The sequence below is a fragment of the Pseudomonas sp. PDM32 genome (assembly GCF_019219225.1).
Lineage (GTDB): Bacteria > Pseudomonadota > Gammaproteobacteria > Pseudomonadales > Pseudomonadaceae > Aquipseudomonas > Aquipseudomonas laurylsulfatiphila.
The window spans coordinates 596,701-615,235 of sequence record NZ_JAHUWE010000002.1 but is presented as its reverse complement, the minus strand read 5'-3'; the positions used below and the strand labels follow the sequence as shown (position 1 = coordinate 615,235).

Sequence of the window (18,535 nt, the reverse complement as noted above, 5' to 3'; positions counted from 1 at the left end):
ACTAATAATTAGTTTTTATTTATTTCAGTCTAATCATGAGTGTTTTATGCCGTTAACCGATCAACACCGCTTTGGCATGCAATTGGCCCAGATGTCCCGTGGCTGGCGTGCCGAACTGGACCGCCGACTGGCGGGCATGGGCTTGTCCCAGGCGCGCTGGCTGGTGCTGCTGCACCTGGCCCGTTTCGAAGAGGCTCCGACCCAGCGGGAGCTGGCACAAAGCGTTGGCGTCGAAGGCCCGACCCTGGCCCGTTTGCTCGACAGTCTGGAAAGCCAGGGTCTGGTGCAACGCCAGGCCGTGCTGGAAGACCGTCGTGCGAAGAAAATCGTGCTCTGCGCCCCGGCGCTTCCCCTGATCGAACAAATTGAAACCATTGCCACGCAACTGCGTCACGAACTGTTCGAAGGCGTCGATGAGGCGGATTTGAAGGTGTGCATGCGAGTTCACGGCCATATCCTGGGCAACCTTGAAAAATCCTGAGGCATAACCGACTGCCAGGCTTTTGAGAGACCGCATTACGCAGACTATAAGAACTACTCGGCGATATCGTGTTCGTAACGGATGTACGAACGCGTACGGGTAATTTTTGTAGATCTCAGGGATGCTCATGCTCAAGTGTTGGCGGTTGGTTGTGCGCGGTTGTTCACAGGGGTTGCTGGCTGGGGCGGCGATCACTTACTCGGCATGGGCTCCGGCGCTGGGCCTGGGTGAAATCACCCTGCATTCGGCGCTGAATCAACCGCTGCGTGCCGATATCGCCCTGGTGGATGCGGCTGGCCTGGAGGAGGGCGAGCTGTCGGTGAGCCTGGCATCGGCAGACGAGTTCAGTCGTGCCGGGGTCGACCGGGTCTTTTTCCTCGACAATCTGAAATTCACCCCGGTCCTGCGCGGCAAGCGTAGCGTGATCCAGGTGACATCCAGCAAACCGGTCAGTGAACCCTTCCTGAATTTCCTCGTGCAGCTCAATCAACCCGGCGCGCGCTTATTGCGCGAGTACACGGTGCTGATCGATCCACCGGGGTCGCCAGGCATTGTTGCCGCCCCCGATGAACCGGTTTCCCGTTCCCCGGCGTCCGCGTTCCCCAGGGTTCAACCGGTCGAAACGCCGTCCCCCGTGGCAAGGACGACGCCAGCAACTGATGTCTCCTTGGTCGATCCCGCCGTGGAAAAACTGGCTGCCAGCACCCTGCAAAACCACCAGCTTCAATCCACTGTCGATGACCTCAATGCGAAGCTGCAAAGTCAGGATGAGCTGATCGACGGCCAGAAACAGCAGTTGGCCGAGCTGCAAACCCAACTGGCTGAACTCAAGAAGGTAAAGGCCCAACCCATGGTTTCTGATGCAGTGGCTCCGGCCCCCGTCATTGCTGAAACCCCCGGGGTTGGCTGGTTGCAGATTGCCGGCGTGTCAGCGCTGATGGCGTTGCTGGCGCTGGGCTGGTTTGTTCGCCGCCGGCGCCAGCAGCATCAGGCCACGGATTCAGAGGCTCTGCCGTTGCCACATGAGCCGTCGGCTGAGTTTTTTACCGAGCCAGTGATCTGGCCACCCGTTACGCAATCGCCCACTGCGCAGCGCGACGGGGTGCCAGCCAATGATGAACTTGAGTGGGTCGATAATCGTCACATCATCCCGGTCGCTGCTGCCGTGGCGGCTCCGGGTTTGGCGATGTCCGGCGAATCTGCCATTGACGATGAGTACCGGCTCAACCTGGATGAGCTGTCCATGGCGTCGAATTGGGACGTGATCAGCCCAGGCGAGACCAGGCAGCCGGTGGCGCTGGCCGTGATCGAGCCTGCGTTCGAGTTGGATGCACAACCTGATCAGCCGACTCGACAGTCACCGGCCGGGCTATCATAGCGGCATCGTCAAACCCTGGAGTCAAGCCCCATCATGACCGCCCACAAACCGGAAATCGTCATCACCTATTGCACGCAATGCCAGTGGTTGCTGCGTGCGGCCTGGCTGGCCCAGGAACTGCTCAGCACCTTTGGTGACGACCTGGGCAAAGTCTCCCTGGTGCCGGGCACCGGCGGGGTCTTTCATGTGTTCTGTGACGCCGTGCAGATCTGGGAGCGCAAGGCGGACGGCGGCTTCCCTGAAGCCAAAGTGCTCAAGCAGCGGGTCCGCGATCAGATCGACCCGGACCGCGACCTGGGACACAACGACCGCACTCAGTGAGACGCCGCCTCGGCGGTAACGGCCTTCTTGCTCGAACTGCTTGAGAGCCTGCTGGACACCACGATTGCCACAATGATCAACGCACCTCCCAGCAACATGCGCAGGGTCGGGTCTTCGTTGAACAGCAGCCAGGCGACGGTGATGCCGTAGACCGGCTCCAGGGCGAACACCACGGCGGCGGTGCGTGCCTTGATCACCGCCAGGCTGGCGACAAACAGACTGTGGGCGACACCGGTACAGAACACACCGAGCAGGCCGATCCACAGCCAGTCGATGGCGCGTACTTCGCTCAATTGAGGCGCCGCCACCGGCAGCAGGCACAGGGCAACCACCACGTTCTGACACAGCGCCGCCTGCACGGGCGGGACGCGCCCGGAGCTGGCACGGTTGGTCAGCGACAGCAGGGCGAACAACAAGCCGGAACCCACGGCCCACAGCAGGCCGGTGGTGGCGCCGCTGGCCAGGTCAAAATCAGGCGTGACCAGCACCAGGCCGACACTCACCAGCAGCACCAGCACAATCTCATTGGCGCGAATGCGCTCGCGGAAGATCAACCCTTCGAGGATCACGGTAAAGGCCGGGAAACTGGCGAAGCCGAGCGTTGCAATCGCCACGCCTGCGACTTTCACCGCAATGAAGAAACTCACCCAGTGTCCGGCGAGCAACAAGCCGCTGAGCAGCAGTCGACGCCAGTCCACGACCTCGAGTTTCTGCCAGCGCGTCTGGCTGGCGAACCGTGCAAAAAACGCCAGCGCGAGCACGGCAAAAGCCGCACGGCCGAACACGATGATCGCCGGGGATGCGGCAGCCAGTTTGCCGAACACGCCGGTCAGGCCGAACATCAATGCGCCGATATGCAAGGCGCCAAGTGCGGTACGGGGAGTCATTGCAATCCTTGATGACAAACGAACAGAGGCCACATTGAAGCGCGTAATGGCCCCTCAAGTCTGTCGGCAGACTAGCGTTTTTTGTCGCCAGCCTCGCGCCGCAGTTTCCCGGGCGATGCCCCGAACTCGCGCAGCACCGCCGCTGCGAAGGCACTCTGGGAGCTGTAGCCGACGCGGCTGGCAATCTCGCCGATGGGCAGCGCCGAGTTGCGCAGCATGCCCACCGCGATGTGCAGCCGTCGGCTGCGGATGTAGTCCATCGGCGTCTGCCCGCATTCAGCCACGAACCGCGCATGCAAACGAGCGCTGGAGAGGCCGGCCACTCGGGCCAGGTCGGCCACCTGCAGCGGGTACGCCGCGTACTGATCGATGTTTGCATTCAGCGCAGCGTAGGGCAGGCGGCGACCGCCGACGGTGTCGGGCCTGGCGTTGTTGAGGCTGGCCAGCAACAGCACCGCACCTTGTTGTGCGATCAGCGGATCCTCGACCGGACTGTTCGCCAGCCAACTGACCAATTGGCTTTGTCCCGCGTCCAGGGGCAGGCGGCCGGCGTTGTCGAGCAAGCGTCGGCTGGACTCGGCGTGATCCCCCAACGACTGCGAAACCCATTGTTCGCTGGGCACATCCAACACCAGGCAGCGACTGCCATTGGCGCTGCCACACGCGTGATGCGCGCCGGAGGGCACCACCACGAAACTCTGCTGGACCACCTGGCTACCACGGCCGTCGACCTCGAAATCCAGAGCGCCCGAAAGCCCGAACACCAGTTGCGCGTGTTCATGGCTGTGGACGATCAGGTCGTGGCTGTATTGGCGGAGCGTGAGGATCGGTCTCATCGCGGGTCTCCCGGTTCAGGGCGTCAGTCTACACCGAGCGGGCCCACTAGCGTTGTCACAGGACTGACTTGACGCTGTCATGGACCATTAACCGGGCCGCGGCAGACTTGGCAAAACTTGCCAGAGGGTTGCCCATGACCAGCGCCGAGCTCGCCAAACCCACCCGTAAGCAACGCGTACGGACGTTATGGATTTCCGACGTGCATTTGGGCACGCGGGATTGCCAGGCTGAACACCTGTCGCAGTTTTTCAAGAGCTACCACGCGGACAGAATCTACCTGGTCGGCGATATCATCGACGGCTGGAAACTGCGCGGCGGCATGTATTGGCCGCAGGCGCACACCAACGTGATCCGTCGCCTGTTGACCATGAGCAAACGTGGCACCGAGGTGATCTACGTCACCGGCAACCACGATGAATTCCTGCGCCGCTATTCGAAGCTGATCCTGGGCAATATCCAGTTGGTGGACGAAGCGGTGCACGTCACCGCCGACGGCCGGCATCTGCTGGTGATCCATGGCGACCAGTTCGATGTGATCACCCGCTACCATCGCTGGCTGGCCTTTCTCGGTGACTCGGCCTACGAGTTCACCCTGACCCTCAACCGCTGGCTCAATCATTGGCGTGCGCGGTATGGCTACGGCTACTGGTCACTGTCGGCCTACCTCAAGCACAAGGTGAAAACCGCGGTCAGCTTCATCAGCGACTTCGAAGAAGCCATCGCCCATGAATGCGTCAAGCGCGAGCTGCACGGCGTGGTGTGCGGGCACATTCACCATGCCGAGATTCGCAAGGTGGGCGAGGTGGATTACCTCAATTGCGGCGACTGGGTGGAGTCGTGCACGGCGCTGATCGAGCATTGGGATGGTTCGATCGAGCTGTATCGCCTGGCGGATGCCCAGGCGCGGGAGGCGCAGTTGAAGGCGGCCAAGGTTGCAGAGTTGGCTTGATTGATTTGATTTTTGTGGCGAGGGGGCTTGCCCCCGTTGGGCTGCGCAGCAGCCCTAAAGCCATTCACCGCAGAACACCAGATAGATCGCACTCATAGGTTCACGGCGGCTTCGCCACCGAACGGGGGCAAGCCCCCTCGCCACAATGGTCGCCATAGGTCATCAGGCTGGCGAATGCTCTTCCATCGCCGCCTTGTAGATCGAGTTCCTCGGCCGGGCAAACAACCGTTCCATCATCGGCTCGAAGAAGCTCAATGGCAGCGTGTCATACGCCGGATCAAACGCCGCCGCATCGTATTTGGCGCAGAACTCGACGGTCGCCTGGTATTGCGGATGGTCCTGGAACTGTTCGCGCAGATGCCGATCCATGCCCAGGTGATGAAAGAAGTAGTAGCCCTGGAAAATCCCGTGCTTTTCCACCATCCACAGGTTCTCGGCGCTTACGAACGGCTTGAGGATCGCTGCGGCGATGTCCGGGTGGTTGTAGGAGCCCAGGGTGTCGCCGATGTCATGGAGCAGGGCGCAGACCACGTATTCTTCGTCGCGACCATCACGAAAGGCGCGGGTGGCGGTTTGCAGGGAATGGGTCAGGCGATCCACCGGGAACCCGCCAAAATCCCCCTCCAGTAACTTCAGGTGCGCCACAATCCTTGTCGGCAGTTGTCGCGCGTAGGCAGTGAAGTCTGCGGCGATGATCGCCCAGTCTTCCTGCGTGCCGTCCTTCATGTGGGTGAAGCGGGCATTGGCATTCATAGGCAACTCTCTTGTGACGGATGTTCTCTAGAACGGAACGCGCCCCAGCACCATGTCCCGGTACATGACGAAATCGCCGAGCAGGCTATAGAAGGGGTGTTGGAACGTTGCCGGGCGGTTCTTCTCGAAGAAAAAGTGACCGGCCCAGGCAAAGCTGTAACCCGCTACAGGCAGGGCCCACAACAGCATCCAGGCTCCGCGACCAACGGTCAGCGCCAGTATCAAGATAACCAGCGTCGTGCCGATAAAATGCAATCGGCGGCAGTTACTGTTGCTGTGCTCGCTGAGGTAGTAAGGGTAAAACTCAGCAAAGCTGTTGAAGCGCTTGATGTTTTCCACGACTGCGATCTCTGTGGTTATTGTTCTGGCTGCAAGTTGTTCTGCGGGTAGCTTATTTGAGTCTAGAGTGATCAATGGCATCAGGCAGTGACAATAGGCGCCACTTTAATATCCTTCGGTCAATAGCCGTCGCAAGCGGCTCACCATGTAAGAAAACGCCATGAGCGAACGAACGACTTCTGCAAGCTGGGCGATGGGGATTGTCAAAGCGCTGGAGATGGACGGCCTGGATTGCCGGGTTCTGTTCAAGCAGCTGGGGCTCGACTACGCGGCACTGGATGATCCGGATGCACGCTTCCCGCAAGATTCCATGACACGACTGTGGCAACGCGCGGTCGAACTGTCCGGCAACCCGGCCATCGGCCTGAACATGGGCAAGGTGGTGCGACCGGCGCAGTTCCATGTGACCGGTTACGCCTTGATGTCCAGCCAGACACTGGCCGAAGGTTTTCAGCGTCTGGTGCGCTATCAGCGGATCATCGCCGAAAGTGCCGACCTGAGTTTCAAGCTGCTGGACGAAGGCTACGCGCTGATTCTGACGGTGCATGGCGACCACCTGCCGCCGACCCGGCAGAGCGCCGAGGCATCACTGGCCTGCGCCCTGGCGTTGTGCAGCTGGTTGACCGGGCGTACGTTGCAACCACGCAAAGTGTTGCTGCAAGGTGCCGAACCGGCCAATCCGGAACCCTACAGACAAGCCTTCCATGCACCGCTGGAGTTCAACGCGCCTTACGATGCGCTGATTTTCGAGCGTTCGGACATGGAAGCGCCCTTGCCGACGGCCAATGAAGCCATGGCGTTGCTGCATGACCGCTTTGCCGGCGAGTATCTGGCGCGCTTTTCCGAAAGCCGCGTGACGCACAAGGCACGGCAGGTGTTGTGCCGCCTGTTGCCCCAGGGCGAGCCCAAGCGCGATACCGTGGCGCAGACGCTGCATCTTTCCCAGCGCACCTTGCAACGGCGTTTGCAGGAAGAGGGCACGAGTTTTCAGGCGCTGCTGGACGATACCCGGCGCGAACTGGCCGAGCAGTATCTGGCGCAACCGAACATGACCTTGCTGGAAATCGCTTACTTGCTGGGGTTCGCCGATCCGAGCAACTTCTTCCGCGCTTTCCGCCGCTGGTTCGATGCCACACCCGGCGAATACCGGATGCGGCTGATGCAGGCACCTGAAGCGGTCAATGACGCCAAAATGCCGGAATACACAGCACAAACACAGTGATGATCTCCAGTCGGCCGAGCAGCATGCCGAACGACAGAATCCACTTGGCGGCATCCGGCAGGGTCGCGAAGTTACCGGCCGGGCCGATGGTCTCGCCGAGTCCCGGGCCGACACCGGACACGGTACTGGCCGCGCCGGTGAGGGCGGTCATCCAGTCCACGCCGAGCAGCGACAGCAGCAGCGCAATCACGCAGATGGTGATCGCAAAGAAGAACGAAAAGGTCAGGATCGAACGCACGATTTCTTCGTCGAGGCGGTGACCGTTGTACTTCTGCTTGATCACCGCGCGCGGATGAATCAGCTGGTTAAGGTTGGCCTTGAGCAGGATATAGGCCACCTGGAAGCGGAAAATCTTGATACCGCCCGCAGTCGAGCCGGAACAACCGCCGACAAACCCCAGATAGAAAAACAGCATCAGCGAGAAATTGCCCCAGAGGCTGTAGTCCCCCAGCGCGAAACCGGTGGTGGTCACTACCGACGTCACGTTCAGCGCCACATGCCGCAACGCCTCCAGCCAATGCAGCTGGGTCGTCCACCAATACCATGTGCCGAGCACCAGCCAGGTCACCAGCAGCATGCCGAGCAGGCCTTGAACCTGTTCATCCTTGATCAGCGCCCGACGGTTACCACGCAACGTGGCGACATACAGGGTAAACGGCAGGGCCCCGAGAATCATGATGACGATCGCGACCCAGTGCACCGCAGGCTCCGGCCACTTGGCCAAAGACTGGTCGGAGGTGGAGAAGCCGCCGGTGGAAATCGCCGACATCGCGTGGTTGATCGCGTCGAACAGGCTCATCCCTGCCCACCAGAACGCCAGGCTGCCGACAATGGTAATGCCGACGTAGGTCGCCACGATCAGGCGCGCCACCATGTGCGAGCGGGGCATGACTTTTTCCGAGCGGTCCGACGATTCGGTCTGGAACAGCCGCATGCCGCCGATGCGCAGCAGCGGCAGAATCGCCACCGCCATGCCGATGAAGCCAATGCCGCCGAGCCAGTGCAGCAACGAGCGCCACATCAGAATACCGGGGGACATGGTGTCCAGGCCGCTGAGTACGGTCGCGCCAGTGGCGGTGATGCCGGACATGCTTTCGAAGAACGAGTCGGTGTAGCTGATGTTTTGGGTCAGCAGGAACGGCAGCGCGGCAAAGATGCACACCACCAGCCAACTGCTGACGGTCAGCAGGTACATGTCCCGGGGGCGCAGGTGAATGTGTTCGGGGCGCCCCGGAATCACCAGCGCCAACCCGGCGACAAAGGTGATCATGCTGGCCCAGAGGAACGACGGCAGATCGCTGGTGCGCTCGAAAATGACCAGTGTGGCCATCGGTATGACCATGGAGATCGCCAGCGTGATCAGGAAGATGCCGATGATGAAACCAATGATCCGTAAGGTCGGCAACGCCATGAGGTCCGCTCGGCTGATAGAGGAAAGGGCGCCATTCTACCCGTGAGGCAGGGCATGTAAACCGGCACTGCTGCGACAGTTACAGCTAGAATAGCCGCACAAATTTTTCAGGAGGTGGCCGATGCAGGCTCTCGACGCTTTGCTCAACCGTGTTTCCGTTCCGCGACTGATTGACCCTGCACCCACTGCCGAGCAGCGTGAGGTGCTGTTCGGCGCCGCCATGCGCGCCCCGGATCACGGTCACTTGCAACCTTGGCGCTTCCTGACGGTGGAAGGCGTGGCACGCGAGCAAATGGGCGAGCTGCTGGTCGAAGCGGCGAAATTGCAGGACGGCGAAGTCAGCGAAGCGGCCATCGACAAGGCGCGCAACAATCCGCTGCGGGCGCCGTTGGTGGTGGTGGTGATTGCGCGATTGCAGGATCACGTCAAGTATCCGAAGTCCGAGCAGTTGCTGGCGGCGGGCTGTGCGGCCCACGGGATCTTGCTGGCGGCCTATGCGCAGGGCATTGGTGCGGTGTGGCGTACCGGTGACCTGGCATACTCGCCGCATGTGGCCAAGGGTTTGGGCCTGGCGGAGGGGGAAGAGGTGATTGCTTTCCTGTACCTGGGCACTCCGCAGAAAGAACCGCGGGTGGCCGAGAAGGTCGACCTGGCCGAGTTTGTCAGCGCCTGGCCAGGCAAGGCCTAAAGCTCAAAAGATCGCAGCCTTCGGCAGCTCCTACAGGGTTATGTGTGCCCTCTGTAGGAGCTGCCGAAGGCTGCGATCTTTTACGGTTGTACGACAGCCCCCGGCACCAACGGCAATTCCAGGCTGGCCATGAACCCGCCTTCAGGGTGATTGGCCAGCACCAGGCTGCCGCCATGGCGCTCCGCCGCTCGCCGGGCGATGGCCAGGCCCAGGCCGTGTCCGGCCGCTGTCTGCCCCGGTGCTCGATAGAACGGCTCACCGAGCTGGCTCAAATATTCGGCACTGACCCCGGGCCCGTGATCGCGCACGGTCACGACGATCCGCTCACCTTGGCGCAGCGCCTGCATTTCGATCGGCAGGCCACCCACCGGATTGAAACGCTGGGCGTTGCGCAGCAAGTTGTCGACGGCCCGTTCGATCATGGTCGGCCAGCCCTTCAGATTCAGTTGCGACTCGGCTTCGAGGTGTACCAGCTGCTCGGGTGAAGCGAGTTGAGCATCCTTCTGCAAGGTATTGAGCAAGGCATTCAGATCCACCTCTTCGGCACTGGCGTTATCGGAGTCGACCCGCGCCAGCACCAGGATTTCGCTGATCAGCGCTTCCAGTCGGTCGCACTCGCGGGTCAGGCGCGGCCATAGCTGTTCCCGTTCCTGTGGGCCGGCCCGTTCGGCGAGCGCCAGCGCGATACGCAGACGGGCCAGAGGCGAGCGCAGTTCGTGGGAGACATCGCGCAGCAGTTGCCGCTGGCTGCCAATCAGACTCTGCAGGCGCGCACCCATGCGGTTGAAGTCGTTGGCCAGGACGCCAAACTCATCGCGACGGTTGGCCAGCTTGACCAGGCTGTTCTGTTGATACGTGGTTTGTCCCAGGTCATGCACCGCTCCGCGCAGACGGCTGAGCGGACGAGTGATGGAAAAGGTCACCAGCAGGCTGAACAGGGTCAGCACCACCAAGGCGATTCCCAGGGCACTGAGCGGCCAGAGCAGGCTCTCGCGGTGCCAGGCGTCCAGTTCCGGGTGCGGGATGCGGTAGATGAACAGGAAGGTGTCACCGGTTTTTTCGCTGGTGAACTCATCGGTCAGACGCCGCCAGGGCAGGCGCCGGTCATCATTGTTCTGACGAGCCTCAAAGGCCGCCGCACGTCTGGGGAAGGTGCCGCGCACCACCGGATCGCCGCTCTCGTTAAGCACCTGAACGTCGATGTGATACTGGCGTTTGCGTTGCTGGAGAATGTCCTGGGCGGCGTCTTCGCCCTGACTTTCGTATGTTTGCGTCCACTGTTCGGCCAGCGTGTTGAGGCCCGGGTGGCGACTGAGAATCCAGGCGTCCTGATTGAGCATGTGTCCGAGCAGGATGGAAAGCCCTGCAACCAGAGCGATGGCCAGCCAGAAGCTGGCCAGGATACGCCAGAACAATGAACGCACGGAAAGTCCTCGAACAAACACAGAATCCCATGTAGGAGCGAGCTTGCTCGCGAAAAACGCATAGACAACACGGGCTGCCTGATGCCGCGCGTTATCGTTGACGTCCATCGCGAGCAAGCTCGCTCCTACAGTAGATCAAAAGCATCAGACCCAACGGTGATGAGCCGTCGGGTCCGGGGTTAACGCATTATTGCGCTTTTTGCGGTTGTTGCGCTTTCCAGGCTTTGAATTCGGCCCACTCGGCGCGACGTTCAGCCTGTTTTTTCTGGATCTCGTCGAATTTCTTCTGTTGATCCGGTTTCAGCACCGCACGCACATCGGCTTCGGCTTTCTGGTGCTTGGCGGCCATTTCGTCTTTCATGGCTTTCTGGTCGGCTGGCGAGAGTTTCTCCAGGTACTTATCGACCAGTTGCTTACGCTCGTGCATCTGCTCGCCCATGATCTTGCGGATCTGCTCGCGCTGTTCGCGGGTCAGGTCGAGTTGACTGTACGGGCCTTTGTCGTGCATGCCGTGCATCTGACCGCCGTGGCGCGAACCGTCCATCGGCCCATCCATGGGGCCGGTGCCTTCAGGCATGGCCATGGCAACGGTCGGCAGGGCAGCAGCGAACATCAGAGCGATAAGAGTCTTGCGCATGGTGAATCTCCTTGTCTCGTTCCCGGTACGTTCCGGATGAGTGCAGATTACGCAGATCAAGGTCAGCGGCGGTCAGCGGAGGGTAAAGCTTGGGTAAAGACGGTTTCCCGCCGACCTGACAAAACTCCCGACCTGTAGGAGCTGCCGCAGGCTGCGATCTTTTGATTTTGATCAAAAAGCAAGATCAAAAGATCGCAGCCTGCGGCAGCTCCTACATGGATCGCGTGTCGTCAGGGGTCAGAGGCTGTAATAGTAGCCGCGGCTGCGCAGGGCCACGATGCGCGGACGGCCATCGGGGTGTGGGCCGATCTTCTTGCGCAGGTTGCTGACGTGCATGTCCAGGCTGCGGTCGTACAGGGTCAGCTTGCGGCCGAGGGCAATCTGCGCCAGTTCCTGTTTGTCCAGGGGTTCGCCGGGCTGCTTGAGCAGGGCTTCCAGCAGGCGGCTTTCGGAAACGGTGAGGGTGAACTCCTGCTCGTCGATGCTGACCACGCCGCGCACCGGGCTGAAACACAGGTCGCCCAGTTCCAGCTGGCTGGACACCGCAGCCGGGTGGCTGCGGCGCAGGACGGCGCGCAGGCGGGCGGTCAGTTCCCGTGGATCGCAGGGTTTGGCCAGGTAATCGTCGGCGCCCAGTTCCAGGCCGAGGATACGGTCCAGGGGCTCGCCCCGGGCCGAGAGCATCAGCACCGGCAAATCCGGGTGATCGCTGCGCAACTGCTTGAGCAGCTCCAGGCCGCTGCCATCGGGCAGCATCACATCCAGTACCACGGCCGCCGGAGCGGTTTCGGCCAGCGCACGGCGAGCGCTCTGGCCGTCGTGACAGGCTCGTACCTGAAACCCTTCCTGGCTCAGCCAACTGCTCAGGAGCTCACACAGCTCCTGGTCATCATCAATCAGTAACAGCTCGCTCATGACTCACTCAATTTAGCCATTGTCGACGTTTTCGACTTGCTCCACTGGCGAAGATACCGCAGAGCAGCGCCAATAGCGCTACCCCGGCGCCAACGACAAACCATTGTTGCTGGTCGGTCAGCAGGCGCGGCAGCGGACTGCTGGCCTGGGCTTCCTTGAGTTGCAGCTTCAAGCGCTGGTTCTCCTGGCGCAACCGGGCCAGCAGCGGGCTTTCGCGTTCGCCATCGGCAGTTTGCAATTGTTTGCTCAGTTCTTCCCGTTGCCGTTCGCTTTCTTTCAAGCGTTGCTGCAACTCGGTGATCTGGCTGCCGGCGCTCAAGGAAAGTGGCGTCGAGTTTCCACCCTCGGCGTATTCTTCACCGTGGGCGGGCGCCACGATCGACAACGTGACCAACATCAGACACAACGGACCCTTGCGCATCGCGACTCCTGATTCCAATACGAGTATTGGGCAAGTTGTCGGCCGATAAACAGGAATAATGAGCGATTGAGAACACGATGAACCGACAAGGTTCATCGCGTGGGGGATTTGTTACGGCAGGACTTGCTTGAACGGCTTGACCAGAACGTTGGCGTAGACGCCTGCGGCGATGTACGGATCGGCGTCGGCCCAGGCCTGGGCGGCGCCCAGGGAATCGAATTCGGCGACGATCAGGCTGCCGGTGAAACCCGCCGCGCCCGGATCATTGCTGTCGACGGCCGGGTGTGGGCCGGCCAATACGATGCGACCTTCGCTCTTGAGCACTTGCAGGCGCTCGAGGTGCGCAGGCCGTGCGGCCAGGCGGGCTTCCAGGGAGTTGGCGACGTCTGTGGCAATGATTGCGTAAAGCATGTCAGTCCTCGGTTTTTGGCGTAGTGGTGTCGGCATCGTGCAGATGGCGGGACAGGTAAATGCCCTGGCCGACCAGGAACAGCAAAGTCATGCCCAGGCTGCCGAAGACCTTGAAGTCGACCCAGTAGCTCTGGAAGGTGAACGCGACAAACAGGTTGGCGGCACCGCAAAACAGGAAGAAGGCGATCCAGGCGATGTTCAGGCGCGTCCAGACCGGCTCCGGCAGGGTCAGCGCGTGGCCCATGATGCGTTTGATCAGCAGACTGTCACCGACGAAGTGGCTGCCGATGAACGCCAGGGCGAACAGCCAGTTGACCACCGGGGCTTTCCACTTGAGGAACGTCTCGCTGTGAAAGGCCAGGGTCAGGCTGCCGAAGACCAGGCAGGCGATCAGGGTCAGCCACTGGCTTTTCTCCAGCTTGCGCTGCTTGATGAACAGCGTGCCGTAGACCACCAGGGAACTGACGATCAGCATCGCGGTGGCGCTGTAGATACCGCCTACGGTGACCTCATGGCCGGCGATGTCGACGACCCGTGGATCGATTTTGAAGACGATGAAAAACAGCAGGAGCGGGATGAAATCGATGAATTGTTTCACAGTGGCAGCCAGAAGCAGGATGTGGCGGCATAATAACAAACATATGGGCGCGCGATAGCGCCAGCTGATTTGAGGTTACAAAGCCCTGTGAATGTTGATTTGCACTGCCATAGCACGGCCTCCGATGGCGCCCTGGCGCCTGCGGTTCTGGTGGCGCGGGCGTTCGAGAAAGGCGTGCGAGTCCTGGCCTTGACCGATCACGACACCCTTGAGGGCCTCGACGAGGCCCGGCACGCGGCTTCCGCACTGGGGATGCAACTGGTCAACGGCGTCGAATTGTCCTGCACCTGGGGCGGCGCGACCATTCATGTGCTGGGCTACGGTTTTGACGTGAACGCCGCGCCGTTGGTCGAGGCCATCGCCAGATTGCATGATGGCCGCTGGCTGCGCTCCGAGGAAATCAGCCGCAAACTGGCGCTCAAGGGCATGCCGGGGGCGCTGGATGGCGCCCGGGAGATCCAGCAGGCGCTGGGCGACAGCGGAAACGCGCCGGCCCGCCCGCATTTTGCGGACTGGATGGTGCGTGAAGGTTTCGTCAAGGATCGCGCCGAGGCGTTCCGCAAATGGCTGGGTGCCGGCAAGCTGGGCGACGTCAAGCAACACTGGCCGACCCTGGAAGAAACCGTCGAAACCCTGCGCGCGGCCAAGGCCTGGGTCAGCCTGGCACACCCCTGGCACTACGAATTCACTCGAAGCAAGCGACGCCGCCTGATTGCCGACTATATTCAAGCAGGGGGCCACGCCATCGAAGTGGTCAATGGTTACCAGCCTGCCGAACAAGTGGGCAGCCTGGCCATTCTGGCCCGCGAGTTCGGTCTGCTGGTCAGCGCCGGCAGTGATTTTCATGGCCCCGGAGGCTGGTCGGAGATCGGTGAATACCGGCCACTCCCGGAGGATCTGCCACCGCTATGGTGTCGATTCAAACATGACCCAGTTATTGCCGCCGTCTGAACAGGTAGAGAATGTGAGTCAATTTTTCCAGATTCATCCGGAAAACCCGCAAGCGCGCCTGATCAAACAGGCAGTTGAGATCATCCGCAAGGGCGGGGTGGTGATTTACCCCACAGACTCTTCCTACGCCATTGGTTGCCAAATCGGCGACAAGGTGGCTGTGGAACGCGTGCGACGTTTGCGCGGCCTGGATGAAAAGCACAACTTCGCGCTGATTTGCTGTGATCTGTCGCAACTGGGCCTGTTCGCCAAGATCGATACCGGCACTTTCCGCTTGCTCAAGGCCCACTTGCCGGGGCCTTACACCTTCATTCTCAACGCCACCCGCGAAGTACCGCGACTGTTGCTGCACCCGAAAAAACGCACCATTGGTCTGCGGGTGCCGAGCCATCCGATTGCCCTGGCATTGCTGGAGCAGCTCGGCGAGCCGTTGATGAGCGTGAGTCTGATCATGCCCGGTGAAACCGACCCGATGTACGACCCCCATGAAATGCGCCAGTTGCTCGAGCACCAGGTCGACCTGATCATCGATGGCGGCTTTGGTGGGATCAAGGCGTCCACCGTGATCAACCTCGCCGACGGCGAACCGGAAGTCATCCGCGTCGGTTGCGGCGACCCTGCGCCGTTCATGGTCGAGGCCTAGATGTCTGCAGTAGAACCCGTCGACAGTCAGGCCGGAGCCCAGCAGGAACTGCCCTTCGCCATGGTCTATGGCCAGGCGGTCATGGAAATGCCGCTGGACCTGTACATCCCGCCGGATGCCCTCGAGGTCTTCCTCGAAGCCTTCGAAGGCCCCCTCGACCTGCTGCTGTACCTGATCCGCAAACAGAACATCAACATCCTCGACATCCCGGTGGCGGAAATCACCCGCCAGTACATGGGCTATGTCGAGTTGATGCAGTCGGTGCGCCTGGAACTGGCCGCCGAGTACCTGGTGATGGCCGCGATGCTGGCCGAGATCAAGTCGCGGATGCTGCTGCCGCGGGCCGAAACCATCGAAGACGAAGAGGATGACCCGCGCGCCGAACTGATCCGCCGCTTGCAGGAGTACGAGCGTTTCAAGGCCGCCGCCGAAGGCATCGATGGCCTGAGCCGCGTCGGTCGTGATGTGGTGGTGCCCAAACTCGACGCCCCGGAAGCCCGGGCACGCAAGTTGTTGCCGGACGTGCGCCTGTCCGAGTTGCTGTTGTCCATGGCCGAGGTTTTGCGCCGTGGCGACATGTTCGAAAGCCATCAGGTCAGCCGCGAGGCGCTGTCTACCCGCGAGCGCATGAGCGATGTGCTGGAGCGGCTCAAGGGCGGCGGTTTCGTGCCGTTTGTCGAGCTGTTCACCGCTGAAGAAGGGCGCCTTGGCGTGGTGGTGACCTTTATGGCGATCCTTGAACTGGTCAAGGAATCCCTGGTCGAGCTGGTGCAGAATGAGCCATTTGCCGCGATCCACGTGCGAGCCCGAGCCGAATAACGAGTCGAAACATGAACCTGACTGAACCCCGTGACCTGGCACCCTTGCTTGAAGCCTTTCTGTTGGCCTCGGGAAAGCCGCAATCCCTGGAAAGCCTGTTCGAGCTCTTCGAGGAGGGCGAGCGCCCGGAACCACCGGTCTTCAAGAAGGCCCTGACGATTCTTGCCAAGTCTTGTGATGGCCGCGCGTTTGAACTCAAGGAGGTGGCCTCGGGGTATCGCCTGCAAATTCGCGAGAAATTTGCGCCGTGGGTCGGGCGTTTGTGGGAGGAACGCCCGCAGCGTTACTCCCGCGCCATGCTCGAAACCATGGCCCTGATCGCCTACCGCCAGCCGATCACCCGTGGCGAAATCGAAGACGTGCGGGGCGTGGCGGTCAACAGCAACATCGTCAAGACCTTGATGGAGCGTGAGTGGATCCGCATCGTCGGCTACCGCGACGTACCCGGCAAACCGGCGATGTTCGCCACCACCAAGGCGTTTCTCGATCACTTCAACCTGAAAAACCTCGACGACTTGCCACCGCTGGCGGAACTGCGCGAGCTTGAACCGGACCCGGTGCTCGATTTCGACGACGCCCCCGTACCCGCCGGGTTGCAGGAGCTGGCCGACGCCAGCGCCGAGCCGGAAGAACCGAAGGAAGAAACCAGTTTCCACACGCTGTTGCTGGAGCTGGACAGCATGGAGGAGGGGATCAAGACCGACTTCGATGATCTGCTGCGTGATGGTGCGGTGACTGAGTTTGATTCGGAACAGCCCGACATCGAGCCTGAACCTGAGCCGGAAATGGAACCGGAGCAGGAAGACGACATCCTCGGCGTGGTCGAAGCCCGGGAAAAACTCCTGGCCGCTGTTGCCGCCCTCGAACCACCGAAACCCGAACCGGAGTTGTCCGAGGAAGAGGCTGAAGCCCTCGCCCTGGCTGAAGCCATCGAAGCCGAACGCCGCGAGTCCGAGGATTGAAACGTCAAAAGATCGCAGCCTACAGATGTATGCGATTCCCCTGTAGCTGCCGCAGGCTGCGATCTTTTGATCTAGACCTTGCCACGTCACCGTTCGGCGCAAAAACCAATAACCTGGCCTAGATGAGCTAGTCTGTGATGCGCAAACGGCTGCATGCGCGTATGATTCGCGACCCTTCGGCGATCCCTTCGCCAAAGTACCCAGATTTCAGACCACACCGGGAGGTGCCCAGATGAGTATCAAAGACCAGCAAGACGACCAGCCAATCGGCCCAGCAGGCGAAAAACTGCAGAAAGTCCTCGCCCGTATCGGCGTTGGCTCGCGCCGTGACGTGGAAGCCTGGATCAGCCACGGCCGTATCAAGGTCAACGGCAAAGACGCCACCCTTGGCCAGCGCGTCGACATGCACGACGCCATCACCATCGATGGCAAGGTGATCAAGCGCGAAGAAGCCGCCGAATCGGTGCGCCGCGTGATCATGTACAATAAACCCGACGGCGAAATATGCACCCGTGTCGATCCGGAAGGCCGCCCGACCGTGTTCGACAAGATGCCGCGTCCGAAAGAAGGTCGCTGGATCAACATCGGTCGCCTGGACATCAACACCACCGGTCTGCTGATGTTCACTACCGACGGTGAGCTGGCCAACCGCCTGATGCACCCTTCCTACGAAATGGACCGTGAATACGCGGTACGTGTGCGTGGCGAAGTCGATGACGAGATGATCGAGCGTCTGAAGGCTGGCGTTGTCCTTGAAGATGGCCCGGCCAAGTTCACCGATATCAAGCAGGCGCCAGGCGGTGAAGGTTTCAACCACTGGTACCACTGCGTGGTGATGGAAGGTCGTAACCGCGAAGTTCGTCGCCTGTGGGAATCCCAGGGCCTGGTGGTCAGCCGCCTGAAGCGCGTGCGTTTCGGTCCGGTGTTCCTCAACTCCGACCTGCCGATGGGCCGCTGGCGCGAAATGAGCCAGTACGAAGTCGACATTCTGAGTGCCGAGGTCGGCCTGACGCCGGTCGCGATGCCGCAAATGAACGCCAAGAGCAAAGACAAGCTTGACCGTATGCAGCGCAAGTCGTCGCGTCCGATGGCCAAGACCGAGCGTGTGCGTACCCTGCGTCCAGCCACTGCCGCCCCCGCCGCGCCACGTGCCAGCCGCGAGCCGCAGATCGAAGGCGAGCGTCCAGGGCGCAAGCCTGTTGCGCGCCAGGACGGCGAACGCGGTCCACGCACGCCACGTCCGGCCAATGGCCGTACCGAGCGTGGCGAAGGTCGTGGCACGCCGGTAGCCGATCGCCCGGCCGACACCAAGCGCCCGGCCAAGCCGGCGCCGAAGCGTCCAGGGATCAAACTGGTCGACGGTGACACGCCATCGGGCAAGCGCCGTGGCGCACCGGCCGGTTCCGGCCAGCGTCCGGGCTTTGGTCGTCGCAAGCCGGAGTGAGGCAGCGGTAAGCTTCAAGCTGCAAGCGACAAGTTAAAAACGCC

22 protein-coding genes are annotated in these 18,535 nt (G+C 61.3%); 11 read left to right on the top strand and 11 right to left on the bottom strand.

Annotation, left to right across the window (positions count from 1 at the left end; genetic code table 11):
• Positions 1-46: 46 nt before the first annotated feature.
• From KW846_RS06390 to KW846_RS06380, 3 genes are all read left to right on the top strand, one after another.
• Entirely contained in the window at positions 47-481 is a 435-nt protein-coding gene (locus KW846_RS06390; RefSeq protein WP_007975279.1) for a MarR family transcriptional regulator, read from the top strand.
• 127 nt (positions 482-608) lie between these two features.
• Positions 609-1,859 carry a hypothetical protein gene (locus KW846_RS06385; RefSeq protein WP_218481652.1) on the top strand — a complete coding sequence of 417 codons (1,251 nt, stop codon included), beginning with the start codon at positions 609-611 and terminating at the stop codon, positions 1,857-1,859.
• 33 nt (positions 1,860-1,892) lie between these two features.
• Positions 1,893-2,180, top strand: a complete 288-nt coding sequence (locus tag KW846_RS06380; protein ID WP_095963812.1) for a SelT/SelW/SelH family protein — start codon at positions 1,893-1,895, stop codon at positions 2,178-2,180.
• Here the strand turns inward: KW846_RS06380 and KW846_RS06375 are convergent.
• On the bottom strand, positions 2,174-3,067 hold the full coding sequence (locus tag KW846_RS06375) for a DMT family transporter (RefSeq protein ID WP_218481651.1): 894 nt from the start codon (positions 3,065-3,067) through the stop codon (positions 2,174-2,176). The two genes, KW846_RS06380 and KW846_RS06375, sit on opposite strands and share 7 nt — an antisense overlap.
• A 71-nt stretch (positions 3,068-3,138) precedes the next feature.
• The gene (locus tag KW846_RS06370; protein ID WP_218481650.1) at positions 3,139-3,903 is read right to left on the bottom strand and encodes an AraC family transcriptional regulator; all 765 of its coding nucleotides are present in this window, start codon (positions 3,901-3,903) and stop codon (positions 3,139-3,141) included.
• A gap of 134 nt (positions 3,904-4,037) precedes the next feature.
• Here KW846_RS06370 and KW846_RS06365 point away from each other — a divergent pair, with 134 nt between their 5' ends.
• Positions 4,038-4,853: a UDP-2,3-diacylglucosamine diphosphatase gene (locus tag KW846_RS06365; RefSeq protein ID WP_218481649.1), complete on the top strand. Its 816-nt coding sequence runs from the start codon at positions 4,038-4,040 to the stop codon at positions 4,851-4,853.
• Between the two features lie 162 nt (positions 4,854-5,015).
• Here KW846_RS06365 and KW846_RS06360 read toward each other — a convergent pair whose 3' ends face one another.
• Together KW846_RS06360 and KW846_RS06355 are read right to left on the bottom strand one after the other, a co-directional pair.
• Positions 5,016-5,606 (bottom strand): HD domain-containing protein, encoded by a 591-nt coding sequence (locus tag KW846_RS06360; protein WP_218481648.1) that lies wholly within the window; start codon positions 5,604-5,606, stop codon positions 5,016-5,018.
• A 27-nt stretch (positions 5,607-5,633) separates the two neighbouring features.
• Positions 5,634-5,945, bottom strand: coding sequence for a DUF962 domain-containing protein (locus tag KW846_RS06355; protein WP_116580323.1), 312 nt, complete (start codon positions 5,943-5,945; stop codon positions 5,634-5,636).
• Between the two features lie 160 nt (positions 5,946-6,105).
• Between KW846_RS06355 and KW846_RS06350 the strand changes: the two genes are divergently transcribed.
• A complete protein-coding gene (locus KW846_RS06350) occupies positions 6,106-7,167 on the top strand; it encodes an AraC family transcriptional regulator (RefSeq protein WP_218481647.1) in 1,062 nt (353 codons plus the stop codon).
• Here the strand turns inward: KW846_RS06350 and KW846_RS06345 are convergent.
• Positions 7,124-8,578: a TrkH family potassium uptake protein gene (locus KW846_RS06345; RefSeq protein ID WP_218481646.1), complete on the bottom strand. Its 1,455-nt coding sequence runs from the start codon at positions 8,576-8,578 to the stop codon at positions 7,124-7,126. The two genes, KW846_RS06350 and KW846_RS06345, sit on opposite strands and share 44 nt — an antisense overlap.
• Positions 8,579-8,699: 121 nt before the next feature.
• Between KW846_RS06345 and KW846_RS06340 the strand changes: the two genes are divergently transcribed.
• A complete protein-coding gene (locus KW846_RS06340) occupies positions 8,700-9,266 on the top strand; it encodes an NAD(P)H nitroreductase (RefSeq protein ID WP_218481645.1) in 567 nt (188 codons plus the stop codon).
• 80 nt (positions 9,267-9,346) lie between these two features.
• Here the strand turns inward: KW846_RS06340 and KW846_RS06335 are convergent, their stop codons facing one another.
• From KW846_RS06335 to KW846_RS06310, 6 genes are all read right to left on the bottom strand, one after another.
• Positions 9,347-10,690 carry a HAMP domain-containing sensor histidine kinase gene (locus KW846_RS06335; RefSeq protein WP_218481644.1) on the bottom strand — a complete coding sequence of 448 codons (1,344 nt, stop codon included), beginning with the start codon at positions 10,688-10,690 and terminating at the stop codon, positions 9,347-9,349.
• A gap of 187 nt (positions 10,691-10,877) precedes the next feature.
• Complete coding sequence (locus KW846_RS06330) at positions 10,878-11,327, bottom strand: Spy/CpxP family protein refolding chaperone (RefSeq protein WP_218481643.1); 450 nt, start codon at positions 11,325-11,327, stop codon at positions 10,878-10,880.
• 237 nt (positions 11,328-11,564) lie between these two features.
• On the bottom strand, positions 11,565-12,242 hold the full coding sequence (locus KW846_RS06325; protein ID WP_007975295.1) for a response regulator transcription factor: 678 nt from the start codon (positions 12,240-12,242) through the stop codon (positions 11,565-11,567).
• A gap of 7 nt (positions 12,243-12,249) precedes the next feature.
• Positions 12,250-12,663 (bottom strand): hypothetical protein, encoded by a 414-nt coding sequence (locus KW846_RS06320; RefSeq protein ID WP_007975296.1) that lies wholly within the window; start codon positions 12,661-12,663, stop codon positions 12,250-12,252.
• A 111-nt stretch (positions 12,664-12,774) separates the two neighbouring features.
• Entirely contained in the window at positions 12,775-13,074 is a 300-nt protein-coding gene (locus KW846_RS06315; protein WP_218481642.1) for a YciI family protein, read from the bottom strand.
• Between the two features lies 1 nt (position 13,075).
• Entirely contained in the window at positions 13,076-13,672 is a 597-nt protein-coding gene (locus KW846_RS06310; RefSeq protein WP_007975298.1) for a septation protein A, read from the bottom strand.
• A gap of 87 nt (positions 13,673-13,759) precedes the next feature.
• Between KW846_RS06310 and KW846_RS06305 the strand changes: the two genes are divergently transcribed.
• The 5 genes from KW846_RS06305 (at position 13,760) to rluB (ending at position 18,491) form a co-directional block, all read left to right on the top strand.
• Positions 13,760-14,623, top strand: a complete 864-nt coding sequence (locus KW846_RS06305; RefSeq protein ID WP_218481641.1) for a PHP domain-containing protein — start codon at positions 13,760-13,762, stop codon at positions 14,621-14,623.
• 13 nt (positions 14,624-14,636) lie between these two features.
• Positions 14,637-15,266, top strand: a complete 630-nt coding sequence (locus KW846_RS06300) for an L-threonylcarbamoyladenylate synthase (RefSeq protein ID WP_033047950.1) — start codon at positions 14,637-14,639, stop codon at positions 15,264-15,266.
• Between the two features lie 60 nt (positions 15,267-15,326).
• The gene (locus KW846_RS06295; protein ID WP_172435665.1) at positions 15,327-16,085 is read left to right on the top strand and encodes a ScpA family protein; all 759 of its coding nucleotides are present in this window, start codon (positions 15,327-15,329) and stop codon (positions 16,083-16,085) included.
• An 11-nt stretch (positions 16,086-16,096) separates the two neighbouring features.
• A complete protein-coding gene (gene scpB / locus KW846_RS06290) occupies positions 16,097-17,047 on the top strand; it encodes an SMC-Scp complex subunit ScpB (protein WP_218481640.1) in 951 nt (316 codons plus the stop codon).
• A 232-nt stretch (positions 17,048-17,279) separates the two neighbouring features.
• Positions 17,280-18,491: a 23S rRNA pseudouridine(2605) synthase RluB gene (rluB, locus tag KW846_RS06285; RefSeq protein ID WP_218481639.1), complete on the top strand. Its 1,212-nt coding sequence runs from the start codon at positions 17,280-17,282 to the stop codon at positions 18,489-18,491.
• Positions 18,492-18,535: the final 44 nt, after the last annotated feature.

Coding starts and splice junctions, on each gene's coding strand:
- KW846_RS06315 (WP_218481642.1), bottom strand. CDS start 13,074: ATGCTTTACGCAATCATTGCCACAGACGTCGCCAACTCCCTGGAAGCC.
- KW846_RS06370 (WP_218481650.1), bottom strand. CDS start 3,903: ATGAGACCGATCCTCACGCTCCGCCAATACAGCCACGACCTGATCGTC.
- KW846_RS06385 (WP_218481652.1), top strand. CDS start 609: ATGCTCAAGTGTTGGCGGTTGGTTGTGCGCGGTTGTTCACAGGGGTTG.
- rluB (WP_218481639.1), top strand. CDS start 17,280: ATGAGTATCAAAGACCAGCAAGACGACCAGCCAATCGGCCCAGCAGGC.
- KW846_RS06320 (WP_007975296.1), bottom strand. CDS start 12,663: ATGCGCAAGGGTCCGTTGTGTCTGATGTTGGTCACGTTGTCGATCGTG.
- KW846_RS06375 (WP_218481651.1), bottom strand. CDS start 3,067: ATGACTCCCCGTACCGCACTTGGCGCCTTGCATATCGGCGCATTGATG.
- KW846_RS06390 (WP_007975279.1), top strand. CDS start 47: ATGCCGTTAACCGATCAACACCGCTTTGGCATGCAATTGGCCCAGATG.
- KW846_RS06360 (WP_218481648.1), bottom strand. CDS start 5,606: ATGAATGCCAATGCCCGCTTCACCCACATGAAGGACGGCACGCAGGAA.
- scpB (WP_218481640.1), top strand. CDS start 16,097: ATGAACCTGACTGAACCCCGTGACCTGGCACCCTTGCTTGAAGCCTTT.
- KW846_RS06380 (WP_095963812.1), top strand. CDS start 1,893: ATGACCGCCCACAAACCGGAAATCGTCATCACCTATTGCACGCAATGC.
- KW846_RS06350 (WP_218481647.1), top strand. CDS start 6,106: ATGAGCGAACGAACGACTTCTGCAAGCTGGGCGATGGGGATTGTCAAA.
- KW846_RS06340 (WP_218481645.1), top strand. CDS start 8,700: ATGCAGGCTCTCGACGCTTTGCTCAACCGTGTTTCCGTTCCGCGACTG.
- KW846_RS06365 (WP_218481649.1), top strand. CDS start 4,038: ATGACCAGCGCCGAGCTCGCCAAACCCACCCGTAAGCAACGCGTACGG.
- KW846_RS06330 (WP_218481643.1), bottom strand. CDS start 11,327: ATGCGCAAGACTCTTATCGCTCTGATGTTCGCTGCTGCCCTGCCGACC.
- KW846_RS06325 (WP_007975295.1), bottom strand. CDS start 12,242: ATGAGCGAGCTGTTACTGATTGATGATGACCAGGAGCTGTGTGAGCTC.
- KW846_RS06345 (WP_218481646.1), bottom strand. CDS start 8,578: ATGGCGTTGCCGACCTTACGGATCATTGGTTTCATCATCGGCATCTTC.
- KW846_RS06295 (WP_172435665.1), top strand. CDS start 15,327: ATGGTCTATGGCCAGGCGGTCATGGAAATGCCGCTGGACCTGTACATC.